The organism is Microbulbifer maximicatervae (SeqCode) (genome assembly GCF_052468155.1).
Window position 1 is genome coordinate 2,781,826 of sequence record NZ_CP174335.1, and the last position, 14,175, is coordinate 2,796,000.

Annotated in this window: 15 protein-coding genes; 7 read left to right on the forward strand and 8 right to left on the reverse strand. The window is 46.0% G+C overall.

Features of this window, described 5'->3' with window-relative positions; genetic code table 11:
- Positions 1 to 24: 24 nt before the first annotated feature.
- A complete protein-coding gene (locus ACJJIY_RS12020; protein ID WP_282931897.1) occupies positions 25 to 699 on the forward strand; it encodes a response regulator transcription factor in 675 nt (224 codons plus the stop codon).
- Positions 696 to 2,063 (forward strand): ATP-binding protein, encoded by a 1,368-nt coding sequence (locus tag ACJJIY_RS12025; protein WP_445357987.1) that lies wholly within the window; start codon positions 696 to 698, stop codon positions 2,061 to 2,063. The genes ACJJIY_RS12020 and ACJJIY_RS12025 overlap by 4 nt, the downstream gene beginning before the upstream one ends.
- Before the next feature lie 28 nt (positions 2,064 to 2,091).
- On the opposite strand, the gene ACJJIY_RS12030 is transcribed toward ACJJIY_RS12025, so the two are convergent.
- The 5 genes from ACJJIY_RS12030 to ACJJIY_RS12050 all read right to left on the reverse strand — a co-directional run bounded on the left by ACJJIY_RS12030 (position 2,092) and on the right by ACJJIY_RS12050 (position 6,619).
- Positions 2,092 to 3,894, reverse strand: coding sequence for an acyl-CoA dehydrogenase (locus ACJJIY_RS12030; protein WP_445357988.1), 1,803 nt, complete (start codon positions 3,892 to 3,894; stop codon positions 2,092 to 2,094).
- A 170-nt stretch (positions 3,895 to 4,064) separates the two neighbouring features.
- Positions 4,065 to 5,138, reverse strand: a complete 1,074-nt coding sequence (locus ACJJIY_RS12035) for an MJ1255/VC2487 family glycosyltransferase (RefSeq protein ID WP_445357989.1) — start codon at positions 5,136 to 5,138, stop codon at positions 4,065 to 4,067.
- Positions 5,135 to 5,641: a phosphatase PAP2 family protein gene (locus ACJJIY_RS12040; RefSeq protein ID WP_444898054.1), complete on the reverse strand. Its 507-nt coding sequence runs from the start codon at positions 5,639 to 5,641 to the stop codon at positions 5,135 to 5,137. The genes ACJJIY_RS12035 and ACJJIY_RS12040 overlap by 4 nt, the downstream gene beginning before the upstream one ends.
- 385 nt (positions 5,642 to 6,026) lie before the next feature.
- Positions 6,027 to 6,248 (reverse strand): DUF1653 domain-containing protein, encoded by a 222-nt coding sequence (locus tag ACJJIY_RS12045; protein ID WP_444898053.1) that lies wholly within the window; start codon positions 6,246 to 6,248, stop codon positions 6,027 to 6,029.
- An 8-nt stretch (positions 6,249 to 6,256) separates the two neighbouring features.
- The gene (locus tag ACJJIY_RS12050; RefSeq protein WP_444898052.1) at positions 6,257 to 6,619 is read right to left on the reverse strand and encodes a DUF3301 domain-containing protein; all 363 of its coding nucleotides are present in this window, start codon (positions 6,617 to 6,619) and stop codon (positions 6,257 to 6,259) included.
- A 13-nt stretch (positions 6,620 to 6,632) separates the two neighbouring features.
- Here ACJJIY_RS12050 and ACJJIY_RS12055 point away from each other — a divergent pair, with 13 nt between their 5' ends.
- The 3 genes from ACJJIY_RS12055 (at position 6,633) to tmpT (ending at position 9,077) form a co-directional block, all read left to right on the forward strand.
- Positions 6,633 to 7,328: an SDR family oxidoreductase gene (locus ACJJIY_RS12055; protein ID WP_444898051.1), complete on the forward strand. Its 696-nt coding sequence runs from the start codon at positions 6,633 to 6,635 to the stop codon at positions 7,326 to 7,328.
- 360 nt (positions 7,329 to 7,688) lie between these two features.
- On the forward strand, positions 7,689 to 8,198 hold the full coding sequence (locus ACJJIY_RS12060; protein WP_444912525.1) for a DUF1097 family protein: 510 nt from the start codon (positions 7,689 to 7,691) through the stop codon (positions 8,196 to 8,198).
- A 240-nt stretch (positions 8,199 to 8,438) separates the two neighbouring features.
- A complete protein-coding gene (gene tmpT, locus ACJJIY_RS12065; RefSeq protein WP_445357990.1) occupies positions 8,439 to 9,077 on the forward strand; it encodes a thiopurine S-methyltransferase in 639 nt (212 codons plus the stop codon).
- A gap of 19 nt (positions 9,078 to 9,096) precedes the next feature.
- Here tmpT and ACJJIY_RS12070 read toward each other — a convergent pair whose 3' ends face one another.
- The 3 genes from ACJJIY_RS12070 to ACJJIY_RS12080 form a co-directional block, all read right to left on the reverse strand.
- A complete protein-coding gene (locus ACJJIY_RS12070; RefSeq protein ID WP_444905908.1) occupies positions 9,097 to 9,429 on the reverse strand; it encodes a GIY-YIG nuclease family protein in 333 nt (110 codons plus the stop codon).
- Positions 9,404 to 10,495, reverse strand: coding sequence for a PA0069 family radical SAM protein (locus tag ACJJIY_RS12075; RefSeq protein WP_444932632.1), 1,092 nt, complete (start codon positions 10,493 to 10,495; stop codon positions 9,404 to 9,406). Before ACJJIY_RS12075 ends, ACJJIY_RS12070 begins: the two co-directional genes overlap by 26 nt.
- 154 nt (positions 10,496 to 10,649) lie before the next feature.
- Positions 10,650 to 11,105 (reverse strand): Cif family virulence factor, encoded by a 456-nt coding sequence (locus tag ACJJIY_RS12080; RefSeq protein WP_444905907.1) that lies wholly within the window; start codon positions 11,103 to 11,105, stop codon positions 10,650 to 10,652.
- A 345-nt stretch (positions 11,106 to 11,450) separates the two neighbouring features.
- Between ACJJIY_RS12080 and ACJJIY_RS12085 the strand changes: the two genes are divergently transcribed.
- On the forward strand, positions 11,451 to 12,707 hold the full coding sequence (locus ACJJIY_RS12085; protein ID WP_445357991.1) for a hypothetical protein: 1,257 nt from the start codon (positions 11,451 to 11,453) through the stop codon (positions 12,705 to 12,707).
- Positions 12,708 to 13,188: 481 nt separating this feature from the next.
- Positions 13,189 to 14,163 carry a hypothetical protein gene (locus tag ACJJIY_RS12090; RefSeq protein ID WP_445357992.1) on the forward strand — a complete coding sequence of 325 codons (975 nt, stop codon included), beginning with the start codon at positions 13,189 to 13,191 and terminating at the stop codon, positions 14,161 to 14,163.
- Positions 14,164 to 14,175 lie beyond the last annotated feature (12 nt).

A 14,175-nucleotide genomic window follows, 5' to 3' on the forward strand; every position in this document is an offset into this window, starting at 1 on the left:
GCGAGCCGCAATAAGGTAATTACTATGCGCGCACTATTAGTTGAAGATGAAGCATTACTGCGGCAGCAGCTGGCAGAGTCCCTGCGCACGGCCGGGTACACGGTTGACGAAGCCCCTGATGGAGAAGAGGCACTTTATCTGGGGAGGGAATATCCCTACGACGTTGCAGTAATGGACCTGGGTTTACCCAAAATTGATGGTATCCAGGTTATTGAAACACTGCGTCGTGAAGAGAAGCATTTTCCTATCCTGATTTTAACGGCTCGGGGACACTGGCAGGAAAGGGTCTCCGGCCTGGAAGCCGGCGGGGACGATTACCTGGTAAAACCCTTCCATACTGAAGAACTGCTCGCACGGTTGAATGCCCTGGTGCGCCGTTCCGCAGGTTTCTCATCACCGACGATTAAAGCTGGACCTATCGTTCTGGATACCAGTGCGCAACGGGTTAGTGTGGATGAAGTTGAATTGGACCTGACTTCATTTGAATACAAGGTACTTGAATATCTGATGCTGCATCCGGATGAAGTGGTGTCAAAAACCACCCTGACAGAACATATCTATGAACAGGACTGTGACCGGGACAGCAATGTGATAGAGGTGTTTATTGGACGCCTGCGGAAAAAAATTGATGCGGCAGCCAAGCTTAAGCCTATCGAGACTCTGCGCGGGCGCGGCTATCGCTTTGTGATTCCGCAGTGAGATCCATCAATTTCCCCCTGCTTTCTTATATTCTGGGTTCCTTAAAGGGGCGTCTGGCCCTGGTTACCAGTCTTGTGCTGGTCGGCTTTATTCTTCTTATCTCTGGAGTCCTTGAGCACGCCTACCGCACGTCCCTGAATGAAGCCAAGCAGCGGGAGCTGCAGGTCTACATTTACACCCTGCTGGCGGTTGCTGAGCCGGAAGGTAAAACCCTGATTCTGCCCCCGAGTTTGCCCGAGCAACGCTTCAACCAGCCTGATTCCGGCTTGGTGGGAGCTGTTATTGACCGGGAGGGTGAGATTATCTGGCGTTCGGAGTCAGCCCTGGCAATGCCGCAGCTGGAGTTCTATCCGCTTTCCCAGGGGCAGCAGTCCTATTCGCAGGTATCGGTTCCGGGAGAAGAGGGAAGTTATAGCAGTTTCCGCCAAGGGGTTGCCTGGGGGCTGGAAGATGAAAATTTGTTTACCTTTGCAGTGCTCGAGGATGCGGCCCCGCTACAGGCCCAGGTGGAACAGTTTCGCTCAACCATGTGGCACTGGTTGGGGTTGGGAGCATTGTTATTAATCCTTGCACAGTGGTTGGTTCTGCGCTGGGGGTTTGCCCCGCTGACAGCCCTGGCTAATGCGCTTCAGGAAATGCAGCGTGGGGGTGCTGATCGATTGGAGGGTAATTTTCCTCGGGAGCTGCGCCCACTGACAGATAACTTAAATCTGTTGATTGAAAATGAGCGCCGCCAGAGAGAAAAAACCCGGCATACATTAGCTGACCTGGCCCACAGCCTGAAGACGCCATTAGCGGTATTGAAAGGTCTCAAATTTTCTGGAGATTCAACAACCGCCGGTAAGACGCTAACGGATCAGGTGCAGCGGATGGACAGTATTATCAGCTATCAACTGCAGCGGGCAGTAACCAGTTCGCCGAAATCCATTATACGGGGGACACCGGTCGCGCCACTGCTCCATAAAATACTGGATGCGCTTGAAAAGGTGTATCGCAGTAAGCCGTGTGATGTCGAAAGTTCCTGTGCTGAAAACGCCCTGTTTTATGGTGACGAAGGTGACCTGATGGAAGTCCTGGGTAACTTGCTGGATAACGCTTATAAATATGGTGACGGGAAATTATCGGTTGCCGTTGAGAATGTGGAAGATACTCGCAAACTGTCTATTCGGGTTAAAGACAATGGCCCAGGGCTGGACAGTGAGAAATGGCAAGCGGTTACCCAGCGGGGCGTTCGCGCCGATGAACAGCAACCTGGGCAGGGTATTGGACTTGCCGTGGTAGTGGATATTGTTGAGAGCTATGAAGGGCAAATACATGCAGCCCCTCTTCCTCAGGGAGGTACGGAAATTACGGTACAACTGTAATTTCCGTTTTGCTCGACAAGTCGTTTAACTAGAACCAATTTTCCTGCATGTCGAAAGGAACGCTATTGCCTGATTTCAGCAGTGCGATAGCTGTCTCTGTTTTTGGCAGCTCCCATTCAAAATAGTATTTCGCAGTGTGTAATTTGCCCAGGTAAAAATCCTGAGCTTCACTGTTAGGATTCTTTTCCAGTGCTTTTTCTGCGATAACTGCCTGCTGTAGCCACAACCAGGCGACTACGGTACAGCCAAATAAATCCAGGTATAGGGTGGCATTACCCAGGCCGCGATCCACATCTTCCTGAAGCTGGGAGAATATTGCAAAACTTGTCTCATCCAACTTTTCCAGGGCTTCTTCCAGCATTTTGGCCATAGATTCGAGCTTGGGTTTATCCCTGGCCTGCATAATCGTATTGCGGATCTCTGCCTGTAACAGTTGGTAGCCAGCAAGATTTTTTGACGGTACTTTCCGGGCCAGTAAATCCAGGGCATGGATGCCTTCTGTACCTTCGTGAATTGCGTTAAGGCGATTGTCTCGATATAACTGCTCTACCGGATATTCACGAATATAACCCGCCCCCCCCAAAACCTGAATCGCCAACTCATTAGCTTTTAGGCAGTACTTGGAAGGCCAGGATTTTACTACGGGAGTTAGCAGATCGAGCAGTGTTGCAGCATTGTTGCGCTGCTCTTCTGTAGGGGCTGTATGCTCATCCTCGTAAAGTGAGGTGGCATAAACACTCAAGCTTAAGCCACCTTCAGCATAGGCTTTTTGCATCAGTAGCATACGGCGAACATCGGCATGCTGGACGATAGGGACCTGTTTGGATTCAGGATCTCGGTTAGAGGGCATACGCCCCTGCGGGCGGCCTTTGGCGTACTCAAGAGAGTAAGTGTACCCCTGGTATCCAAGTACAGAAGCGCCAGCTCCCACACTGATACGAGCCTCATTCATCATCTGGAACATATACTTCAGGCCCTGGTGGGGTTCACCGATCAGGTAGCCTATAGCGCCACTGTCCTCACCAAAGCTCAAAACCGTTGATGTGGTATTGCGGTAGCCCATTTTATGTAGCAGGCCTGCGAGTTTTACATCATTGCGTTTTGCTGGTTTCCCCTGCTCGTCCAGAAGGAATTTGGGAACCAGAAAAAGTGATATTCCCTTCACACCTGCGGGTGCGCCTTTAATTTTTGCCAGAACCAGGTGAACGATATTCTCAGTGAGGTTTTGATCGCCACCAGAAATATACATTTTCTGTCCGTGAATGCGGTAGCTGCCGTCTTCTTCTGGTAGGGCGCTAGTGCGAATGTCTGACAGCGCGGAGCCCTGATCCGGTTCAGTTAGTGCCATAGTCCCGGCAAAACGCCCGTCCAACATTTGTGGAAGGAATTGCTTTTTAAGCGATTCGCTGGCGAAAGTGCGTACCAGATTGGCCGCGCCAATGGTCAAGAACGGGTAGCTAGCGCTGGCAACGTTTGCTGCAGCCATATAAGCGAGTGCTGTGCGCAGAATAACTTCCGGCAATTGCAGTCCGCCTTCCTCTGCATTGCAGTGAGCGGCGAGAAATCCTGCAGAGGCAAAAGCATCCCAGGACTGTTTGGTTTCTTCGATAACGCTGACGTTTTCACCATCAAAGCTCGGTTCAATCTCATCGCCTTTGGCGTAGTGATTAGCGAAAAATTTTTCTGCAATGGTGTGTGCAGTATTCAGTGTTGCATCAAAAATTTCACGGGAGTGCTCACTGTACCGAGGGCGATTGATTAGGGCCTCGGTATCTAAAAATTCGTAAAGCAAAAAATCGATTTCACGCTCGTTGAGCAGCTGATGGGCCATGTTTACCTCTTACATTATTCTTTTTGGGTAATCCGTTTAATTTCCAGGTAGTTTTCCATTGAATATTTTTATGCTGGAACACTACGATTCAAGTGTATATGTAAACGTGGAGAGGGTGCACTGGGCAATGACTGATTCTATGAATAGACTTGGCGATTATTAGAGTGCTTTTACTCGGATATTCTTTGAAATACTGGTGCTGCGTCTGCAACGGGCTTTGGTACCACCTGGCGCCACAGTTGGGAGGATAGTTCAGCTGGGCTTTGTCGGCACCCGGAAGCAATCCAGTTGCCCAGTGATTGAGCCACATCAGGCCAAACTATCCGAAGTGGAGGGGGGCAGTTGGTTAGCCACTTGTCGATCGTATAGGCATTTATCTGTTTTACGATTGTGGCCAGTTTGAGCTGATCGAGTGCTTTGGCATTGGCTTCCTGCTCAAATTGATTGGCGAGAGGCCTGCTGAGAATGGGTTTTCCCAGAGCCAGGGTTTCAGCCAATAATTCAAATCCGCTATTGCAGATTACTGCTTTAGAGGTTGCCAGATCCTTCTGAAAGCCATTAATTGAGGGGGCCTTAACCTGAATATTACTAGAGGTAGGTAAATTGTGGGGTATACCGTAGACGATAAACCGATAGGGCAGCCTGGAAAGTTCGTCCAGCATCGGAATAGGCTGTTCGAAAGGCAAGTAAACTAGAATATGTTCACCCAACTCCTGGGAGAATTCAGGTTTCTGAGGGACGATTGGCGGTAGTATTGGGTTGCCGAAGTGGTGCCAATGTAAACCGATACTTTCTTGTGTTGGGGCAAATGATTTTAGTACTGTGCGGGATGCCCACTTATTGCGAGGTGCAGGGATCGGGAATTCAAAGGCGTATTGATGGCCGATACCGATGCTGCGTTTTTTCTTAAATTTCGCTGCCCAGGCCGTAACAGGTTCATAGTCACTGATAATTAAATCAAAATTATTAACCGGCAGTGTTCTTATATCCTTGATGAATCTTACTGCATTGATGTTTCGCAGTGTTGCGAAACTATTCAAGCGGCCATGACTGTGGATAAAAGTCATTCCCTCCCGCCACCAATAGTCTCCAAAAGAAGACATCTCAAATAAGCTTTCTCTTGGGCGGCCTGAAAATAACCACTGGACCTCGAGATTTGGATACTTTTCGAATTGCTTAGCCAGCGCACGGGAGCGACTGATGTGCCCATTACCCGTGGATTGAACGCCGTAAAGTATCTTCATATAAAGGCAGCACTCACAATTAAACTGACACTGGTCCCCAAAATAGCGCCGGCACAAATATCAGACGGGAAATGAACTCCCAGGCCAACCCTGGCGGCTCCGACCCCGGTGGCCCAGATATAACCGAAGCTCCACATGGGACTCACCTGTATAGACATCGCTGTTATAAATAGGAATGCGCATGAGGTGTGGCCCGACGGTAAGCTGAAGCGATCGTGCGCCACAATTACGGGACGCATGCCCGGGATTGCTTGGGGCGGGCGAAGTCGTCGTGTCGTGTTTTTTATTCCCCAGTACAATCCGCGCTCCAAGGCAACTGCGGTACATGCCAAGTACAGCAGTTGAATGGCTGAATTGAGCCATACATAGGTGAATAAAAGTGCCCCGGCTGCCCACCCATCCCCAGATTTAGATAGCCACAGATAGCGCCGGCGAGAGCTGGGGCGTGATGCCCGCTCAACCATATACAGCACTATGGACACATCAAAACTCTTTAGATTCATCGGTAAGCCTCGCATGCCGACAAGTTACAAATCGATTATTGCACGGACTTGACCGATTTATGTCGCAATAATGAAATCTTGACCAGGCGGGAAGAATAGAATGAAAGAGCTTATTTCAAAGGCTGAAAGATCCAACGAATAGTTGGCGCAAAATTATTCCAAATCAAAATTATAAGTAATTCGATTAATAAACGCTGGGGGTTTTCGGGGTCAGTTGTAAGCTGATAGTACACCTGAGTACCAGCAAGTTAGACAAAAGATTGAGTTGGATTGGGTGCAGATATAACTGAAGAAAGTTGCTTATCTTATTGGAAAAAATAATAGACAGATAAAGTGACTTTGGAGGAAGCATGGCCCCTCCAAAATTAATGATATTTCAGGCAGGTCAGGCAGCTATGTCAAATGCCTGGACTAATTCAAAGCGTGGAGATTTAACGCCGTTTTTAGAAACTGTTTCATTAAATGTTCTTTGGGGTCTCACCCAGACGCCATAGCCTCCATAAAGGGCTCGGTACACAACCATAACCTCTTCGGATTCACTATGTTTTGCGGTATGTAAAACCTCGTACAGATTTCCTTTGTAGTGACGATATAGGCCGCGTTGCATGGGTACCTCTAACTTACGTGGTGGGGGGCAAGCTGTAGCTGTTGGATGCGATTCCCGTGAAGTACAGCAGTGCCTGAATAGCGATGTTCGCCTGTAGAAGTAAACTCAAACTTGTAACTGCGGTGAAGGCTGAAAAACCCCCTCTTATCCTTTTTGATTCGAGTACGAACCAAAAGCACGGTGTCGTCTAACAGTTGGACACCGAGCTGTCGGCAGTGATCAGAAGCGGCTCGCCGGACGTGCTCTTTAGCGGCCATACTGGCCCAGATATACCAAAGAACCACAAAGAACAGGGAAAGCCACAGTATGTCGCTGAGAGTGTAATACATTGCTATACAGTTGCTATGATCGCTTTCCTGCAAGAATACCATTTAAGGAGCGCCAATGTCCGGCACGATTTTAATTACTGGCTGCAATCGCGGAATTGGGCTTGAGTTGTGTGCCCAGTTTGCCGAAATTGGCTGGAAGGTCCTGGCTTGTTGTCGGGAACCGAAGAAAGCTGCTGAGCTCGCGGTGTTGCAAGAGCACTACCCCTCGATACAGTTGATTCGCCTGGATGTGACCGACTACGAACAGATGATCTCTCTAGGTAAGGCCTTTCAAGGAGAGCCGATAGACATATTGCTCAACAATGCAGGTTACTACGGGCCGAAGGGCGTGGGATTTGGCGCTGTTGACCGCGCAGAGTGGCGTCGAGTTTTAGAGTCCAACACTATCGCCCCCTATATGATGGCAGAAACTTTTTGTGACAATGTTGCGGCCAGCGAGCACAAGCTAATCGCGGTGATGAGCAGCAAGGTTGGGAGTATCGCTGATAATCGCTCTGGCGGGGGATATATCTACCGAACTTCAAAGACAGCCGTAAACCAAGTCGTCAAAAGCTTATCTATCGATTTAGAGCCGAGAGGAATCACGGTTCTCGCTTTGCATCCGGGGTGGGTAAAAACGGCTATGGGCGGCCCCGGAGCACTGATTTCTGCTGAGGAAAGTGTCGGCGGACTAAAAAAGCTGCTTTTATCAGCAACGCCAGCAAAAACGGGTCGATTTTATAACTATGACGGGACTGAAATTCCCTGGTAATACTTGTAATGGGCTGTGACAAAACTCCTCTGAGAATCTAATAGAATGCAGCTCCCACACTCTGCCGGCCTGAATACGAGGTCGCTTGAGTAGCCTTGATCAGTCGAATTTATGCATTTCAACTTTTTTGCATATGGCCGGCGGGTGAGTCTGTTTTGTCTGCTTCGTGCTACTGCCTGCTGATTGCAAGATTGGGCAAGAATACGGAAGAAGTTTTCTATCCCCCAGAGTGGGAACTACCTGAAAATAGCTTCATATCAAGGAATGGTTCTGATAGATCCTTTCAGAGTGTTGGCGGGTTTTACGTTTTAGGCAAGGAATCTTACCTCTTATCAGGGTGTCCTCGAAGGAGTGGAAATCATGAAGTGGCCCAGTGTTTTAACCAAGCGTAAAAGCTTGTCCCCCCAGTTACTGAAGTCACCAATCCTTGCAATTCTCATTGTTGCGGCACTCGTCGGTTATCTGGGCGGAATGCCAATATGGGTAGCGGTGTTGGGTGTTATTGCCTATTACTCCAGGGGGCGTGATTGGCGGGCAGGTGCCTACAATCTCGCATGTGTGGTGACCGGGCTGGGGTTGGGGTTGGGCGCTCAAACAGCGGCACATAAATGGCAAATTGACCCAAGTATCCTGGTTGGGCCGATTGCACTTCTCTTCTCGATTATCAGTGTATGGGCAATGGGAATGGTGACTGGTATTCGGAATGTCACCAGCTATGCCATTGGTATCATTATTGCGTTTCTTGCGCAGTTGGACATTACCTTGGATGCCTATTTTCAACTGATTGCAACGGTATCTATCGGTGCAGTATTTGCCGGCCTGATTGATATTTTATGGCCGCGTCAGCAACGAGCAGTAAGGACTTGTTGAAAGATTAATCTGAGTGCTTGAGGGGAAGGGTTGTAAGGGGTTCAGTAAGATTGAATAGAGGTGTAGTTCAATGGTAAAACGTATATTGCTATCTACAGCAATGGTATTTGTTGCGGCTTTGGCGTTTACTGAACCCTATGGGTCTGAAAGTAGTATCGAAATGGAATACTACAGAACACTTCCTCATTGATGTAATTCGTTTCTTATCTATTTTTTTACCTTGGATTGTAGGAGCCAGTTGTGAAGGAAGAATTTTGGCATGATAAGTGGAAAAGAAATGATATTGGCTTTCACGAGGCGGCCGGCAATTCGTTGTTGACAGAGTTCTTTTCCAGTCTCTCTCTGTCTCCGGGTGATCGGATTTTCTTGCCGCTATGTGGCAAAACGAAAGATATTGCTTGGTTATTAGAACAGAATATCTCAGTCGTTGGCTGTGAACTCAATGAGGAGGCCGTGAAGCAGCTCTTCAGTGAAATGGCAGTAATCCCACAGGTAAGCCAGGTTGGTAATCTGAAGTGCTACTCTGCTGCCAACATCGATATTTTTGTTGGCAATATATTCGATTTGGGTAGAGAGGAGTTGGGGCCGGTTGTAGCGATTTATGATCGGGCTGCACTGGTAGCCCTCCCCTCAGATATTCGTGAGCAATATGTCAGACACTTAATGGCTATTACCCAGGTCGCACCGCAACTCCTCGTATCCTTCGAGTATGAACAAACCCAGATGCCTGGCCCACCTTTTTCTGTTGAGAGCCGTTTGATTTATGAATATTATGATGCCGATTATAGCCTACAAGTATTGGCGACAAGAGACGTTGTTGGTGGACTTAAAGGCAAGGTTCCTGCAAGAGAAGAGGCATGGTTGTTAACACCAAAGTGATAATGGCTTTCTCAACAAGCTAAATTTCTGGCAGGGAATGAGAGCCAAGTATTAGTTTTTCCTTTTTTGATTTTGGCCACTTCTTAATGGCTATCTCCATTTTCAAGGCGGTTGATTTATCGGGTAGCCCCACAGAGAACACGAGCGTAAGGGGCCCCTTACCTCGTAGTGCTTTTGCCGCCTTTGGGCCATCACTACAGTGCTCAGAAAAACGCCTCTCCAAATCATTGGTTATACCGGTATAGAGTGTTCCTCTGGCCGTTCGAACAAGATAGAGAAACCAATTCACCCTCAGCTCTTCCTTCTTTTTTATATGGCCCATAGATTCAAGAAAATAAATCCTGCTGCTCATTAGTGCGAGGCGGCGGCTTGAACTGGGAGCAATCCAAGGTAAGGCGCCGATGATCCAAGCCCAGCTTTTTCATTGCCACTTGAAAGCGTCTTTGGAGTAGTTGAGCAAATATGCCTGTGCCAGTTCGCCTTTGGGAAAATTCACTTTGATAATCTTTACCTGCACGGCTTTGCTGCACCAGGCTCATGACATGCTTTGCCCTTTCTGGGTAGTGTACCTCTAACCATTCCCGAAATAGAGGGGCAACTTCATAGGGGAGGCGTAATAGGATATATGCGGCTCTTACAGCCCCTGATTCCCGTGCAGCTGCAAGAATCGACTCCAGCTCACAGTCATTGAGAGCGGGGATCATAGGCGCAGCGAGTACTGCGGTAGGAATGCCCGCTGTACTCAGCTGTTCAATTGTTCGCAGACGAGCAGCAGGGCTAGCGGTCCTTGGCTCAAGCTTACGCTTAAGGGCATTATCTAGCGTGGTCACACTAATGGCGACTTGGGCCAAGTTATCTTGTGCCATTTCTGCCAGCAGTGGGAGGTCCCGCAAGATTAGCTGGCTTTTGGTGACAATGGTTACCGGCTGGCGAAACTCCTGCATAAGCTCCAGTAAACTACGGGTTATCTCTTTCTCTCGTTCCAGAGGTTGATAGGGATCGGTATTGGCTCCCAGAGCGATGGGACTGCACTGGTAGCTCTTCTTTCGTAGCGCTTTCTCTAAAAGCTCAGCAGCATTTGGCTTGTAGAAAATCTTGGTCTCGAAATCGAGCCCTGGTGATAAATCCATATAGGCATGGGCTGGGCGGGCATAACAATAGATGCAACCATGCTCACATCCCCTGTAGGGGTTTATCGATTGGGAGAAAGGGATATCTGGAGATTGATTAGTCGAGATAATAGTTTTCGCCTTTTCCTCAATGGATGAGGTTATTAGTCTCACCGGCTGATCAGGCTCCACTTGCCAGCCATCAGTTTCACGGGAGCTGGAAAGTTCAGCAAAGCGCCCTGGGAGGTTAGAAGCGGTTCCTCGGCCCTTGCATGGGGATGGCGCTTTAGTGGAAGGATGATCTGACATTTTTTTAGCGATAACTGTATTAATGTACAGTTTACGCCTTAATTTTGGAGGATTGCAAGCCTTAGCGGATTTACCTGGAGAGGAAAATAAGTCTGGATTTGGTTTCCCTAAGAGGCAATGCCTCTTAGGGTCTAATTGTGCTCTTAGATACTGTTTAGGCAGTGACTGCGGGGTTATATTTCGATTCCATTGTCAGCCCGGGTCTTTCGTCATCCCAAATCATATGCACTACCTTCCAGGATTCGCCATCGTTCAATAGCTGGATACTATTTATCCCTCTTTTTAGGAATTGGGTTTTCTCCTTATCGCTCCAGGCCTCATAAATACTGAAGACGTGAGCAATATTTCCAAATTGCTCGATAATGTTGTGTATTTCAGCTTCATAGAAAGGGCGATCTGCAATTAGATTTTCAAAATTTTCTGGATATTCTTGGACGCTGAGGATCGTAGACTGGGGCTTGCCATTGCTATCCACAAATGTGCGAATCATTTTCGCATCAGGGGAAAATAATGATGCCTGTCTTTCCCAGTCGCGTTGAAAACCTGAAGGGCCAGAGATTCCACTATATAATTCATCGATAACTTGTTGTATTTCCATATTATTTGTCATATTTCTATCCTTGTCTAATTTCAATTAAAAGCTTTGATTGTCTAGCCGGTGACCCTGAGTTAATATTTAATTCTATTTTGTATATTGAAAATACCCATGCCGACTCGCTTGAATATTTAGTGCTGTCATTAGTGAGCAGATTCAAAGCTGTCATTATGATATCAACTGAAAGTGAGCTTATCTACAAAGCCGCTAGGTGTGCATAGCTACGAGATAGTGTGTCACTTCACTTTTTATGTCGTAATTGTTTGATTTATATGTGGTTTTATTATTTTCTATAATTGGTATGAATGCCTAATAGGTACGGTAGCTTCAACCATGAAATCGGAGATACCCTCTCGGGAGATGGGACGCCAAGAAGCTCTTCATGTAGAGCTGTCTAGGCAGTCAAAAGGGGGCTTGCAACTTATTTCTTTTATTCGAGTTTGTGAGCCTCTAGCAATTGATACGCTACGTTCTGGCCTTAAAATACTACACCAGTATCATCCCCTCTTGCGAGCCCGCGTCGAGAAAGATAATAAATATCGGTGGGTTTGTGATGTGAATTTTTCCGAAATACCTATAGATGTGTACCGGCTAGATAAGGAAATGGATTTTGAGGGAGAGTACTCAAACCAGGCCAAAAAATATATAGACAGTGATAGATATGCATATTGTCTAAGCATATTTTGCAATCATGAAGGTTTAGTGCAGTGGGTTATTGTCAATAATATTCATGCGATTATGGATGGTCGTTCTATTATGACTCTGTTCTTGCAGTTGGATCAGTTAGTACAAAAAAATAAACCCTTTAGAGACAATGAAACGCTACCTCTTGGGGAAAGCATCGCTAAAAATTTAGAAGTCGCTGGATATGTAGGTGAAAAACATATATTTCATGATGCGGATGATCAAAAATTAAACTGGCCTGTTGAGAAGGTTGCACCGGCAAGTAAACGGCAGGCTGGTGCAATAGCGAGACTATTGTGTCCTGAAGATCTCCATCAGCTAGCAAAAATAGGTAAAGACCGAGGAGTAAAGTTAACCGCAATTCTTTGTGCAATTGCTTCCATTGCTTCAGTAGTCCTACCAACCTATAAAAAGGGAGAGGAGATTATTTTAGCTTTAGATGGAAGAGGCTTATGTACCCCCCCGATCCCATTAGAGCATATTGGTTCGTTTTCGCAAACTACTCAGTTATCTATTCCTGAAGACCCTACATCGGTTGATATCATAGATTTTGCTGAAAATTTACAGTCCCAAATATACACGGTACTAACTAAACAACGTCCGATGGCAAAAAAAATTGTGTCTGCATACACTGTTGCTGAGGTGGAAGCTATGGCAAGAGAGACAATCTCTGGCTCAGAATCCTTCTTTGCTGGTATTTGTATATCTAATGTAGGGAGTTTGAACAAATTAGGTGGGAGGATGAAATTTTTTGATATCGAAAAAGGAATGGTGACTCAAACTAATGGAATAAACCCATTGATGGTAATTTCGTATACAACCAATAAGAATTCAGTTTTTGTATTTGGTTACTGTGAACCACTTTTGAGTCGAAATAGTGTTCTTCTGTATGTAAAGCGGTATATGGATATTATTGGTAGTCTAATTCGTTGATTTTTATTCAGGGTTTCTAGAATGCTTTTTTGTTTTTATGTAAGGGTTTCACAAGAGAATTGAATTGTTCTTATTTTGTGTTGTTTAAGCTGTTAATTTAAATACATAAATTGCTAAGCGTATTTGCTATTTCGTACTCGGTTGCGGTGAGTTTCTCCATCGTAGTGATGACGGTTTGGTGGAAAGAAATTCTTGTAGAGGTCATTAAGAATTGCTTTTCATATGAAGATTAGTTGAATCCTATTTAAGTAAGGAATAATAAGATATCTATACATTAGCAATGTATTTTTAACCTTTTAATCTGTATAGACGAAGGAATCAATCGATTGTTAACTACATTGTGATTGTGCTGGCTGTCTTAGTGATACGCTCTCTGTATCAATAGCCAATATCAACAAACAGTTTCTAACTATTTTCCTATACTGAGGAGAGTGCTTCTTGTATCACAGGTGATCTACCCATTAGCAAATGTGAGGCCTGCATGGAGAATGAGCCACTCTCACGTGAGTTGGGGCCCCAAGAAGCTCTATTTATTGAATTGACTAATAAGTCTCGCGGTAGAACTCAGCTAATATCGTTTGTTTGTCTCCGCGATTCTGTTACTTTCGAGAAATTTTGCAGAGGTTTTACCTTTATCCATAGAAGACACCCAATGCTTCGGGCGAGGGCCAAGAAGGGCACCAAGGCTTCTTGCATTTGTGATGTTGAATTTGAAAAAGTACCTCTAATCATAAAGCATTTAAATAAATCATTAGAATATGAGATTGAATACCTTTGGCAGCAAAATCAATTTGTTGACATAGAAAATTGCGCCTATGGGATTACCTTGCAAGTTAACGTGAATGATGAAGTTGAGTGGGTCATCATTGTTAGCAATCATACTGCATTGGATGGCCAGTCAAGATTGGTACTTTTTTGCGATCTAGACAGGTTTCAGGAGAGGGAGGGAGACGATATTGGCCAAGAACCTAAACTACTAAGAAAAAGTACGGGTGAGTATTTTAATTTGTCTGGATTCAAGGATGTCGATTTATTTAATGTGCGGAAATCCAATAACTGTAGTAAATGGAAAGTAAAGCAAGCGGTACCCATTATAGGAAGAAAAGGATACTCAACACTTAAATTGATATCCCCTGAAGCTGTTGCCGTTTTTGCTGCGCAATGTATACCTACATTCCCAGAAGTCACTGTATTCCCTGTTGGTATTTGTGTTTCTAATACCTGTAATATGCAGCGATTAACTAGTGGGCTTAAATACTTTGAAATCGAGTCAGGCATTGTCGTACAAGTCCACGTTACCCACCTGCTAATAGTTATTACGTATACCACCTGTAGAAATACCATTTTTGTATTTGGATATTGTGAGCCCTTAACTAGCCATGAGAGTGCACATTTGTATGTGGAGTCATACTTAAAACTTGTAAAGTCTCTACTTGTAGATGAGTGTGTTCAATGAGAGTGTGTCTGT

Coding starts and splice junctions, on each gene's coding strand:
- ACJJIY_RS12085 (WP_445357991.1), top strand. CDS start 11,451: ATGGGACGCCAAGAAGCTCTTCATGTAGAGCTGTCTAGGCAGTCAAAA.
- ACJJIY_RS12070 (WP_444905908.1), bottom strand. CDS start 9,429: ATGAGCAGCAGGATTTATTTTCTTGAATCTATGGGCCATATAAAAAAG.
- ACJJIY_RS12055 (WP_444898051.1), top strand. CDS start 6,633: ATGTCCGGCACGATTTTAATTACTGGCTGCAATCGCGGAATTGGGCTT.
- ACJJIY_RS12090 (WP_445357992.1), top strand. CDS start 13,189: ATGGAGAATGAGCCACTCTCACGTGAGTTGGGGCCCCAAGAAGCTCTA.
- ACJJIY_RS12050 (WP_444898052.1), bottom strand. CDS start 6,619: ATGGTATTCTTGCAGGAAAGCGATCATAGCAACTGTATAGCAATGTAT.
- ACJJIY_RS12040 (WP_444898054.1), bottom strand. CDS start 5,641: ATGAATCTAAAGAGTTTTGATGTGTCCATAGTGCTGTATATGGTTGAG.
- ACJJIY_RS12045 (WP_444898053.1), bottom strand. CDS start 6,248: ATGCAACGCGGCCTATATCGTCACTACAAAGGAAATCTGTACGAGGTT.
- ACJJIY_RS12075 (WP_444932632.1), bottom strand. CDS start 10,495: ATGTCAGATCATCCTTCCACTAAAGCGCCATCCCCATGCAAGGGCCGA.
- ACJJIY_RS12020 (WP_282931897.1), top strand. CDS start 25: ATGCGCGCACTATTAGTTGAAGATGAAGCATTACTGCGGCAGCAGCTG.
- ACJJIY_RS12060 (WP_444912525.1), top strand. CDS start 7,689: ATGAAGTGGCCCAGTGTTTTAACCAAGCGTAAAAGCTTGTCCCCCCAG.
- ACJJIY_RS12035 (WP_445357989.1), bottom strand. CDS start 5,138: ATGAAGATACTTTACGGCGTTCAATCCACGGGTAATGGGCACATCAGT.
- ACJJIY_RS12030 (WP_445357988.1), bottom strand. CDS start 3,894: ATGGCCCATCAGCTGCTCAACGAGCGTGAAATCGATTTTTTGCTTTAC.
- ACJJIY_RS12080 (WP_444905907.1), bottom strand. CDS start 11,105: ATGACAAATAATATGGAAATACAACAAGTTATCGATGAATTATATAGT.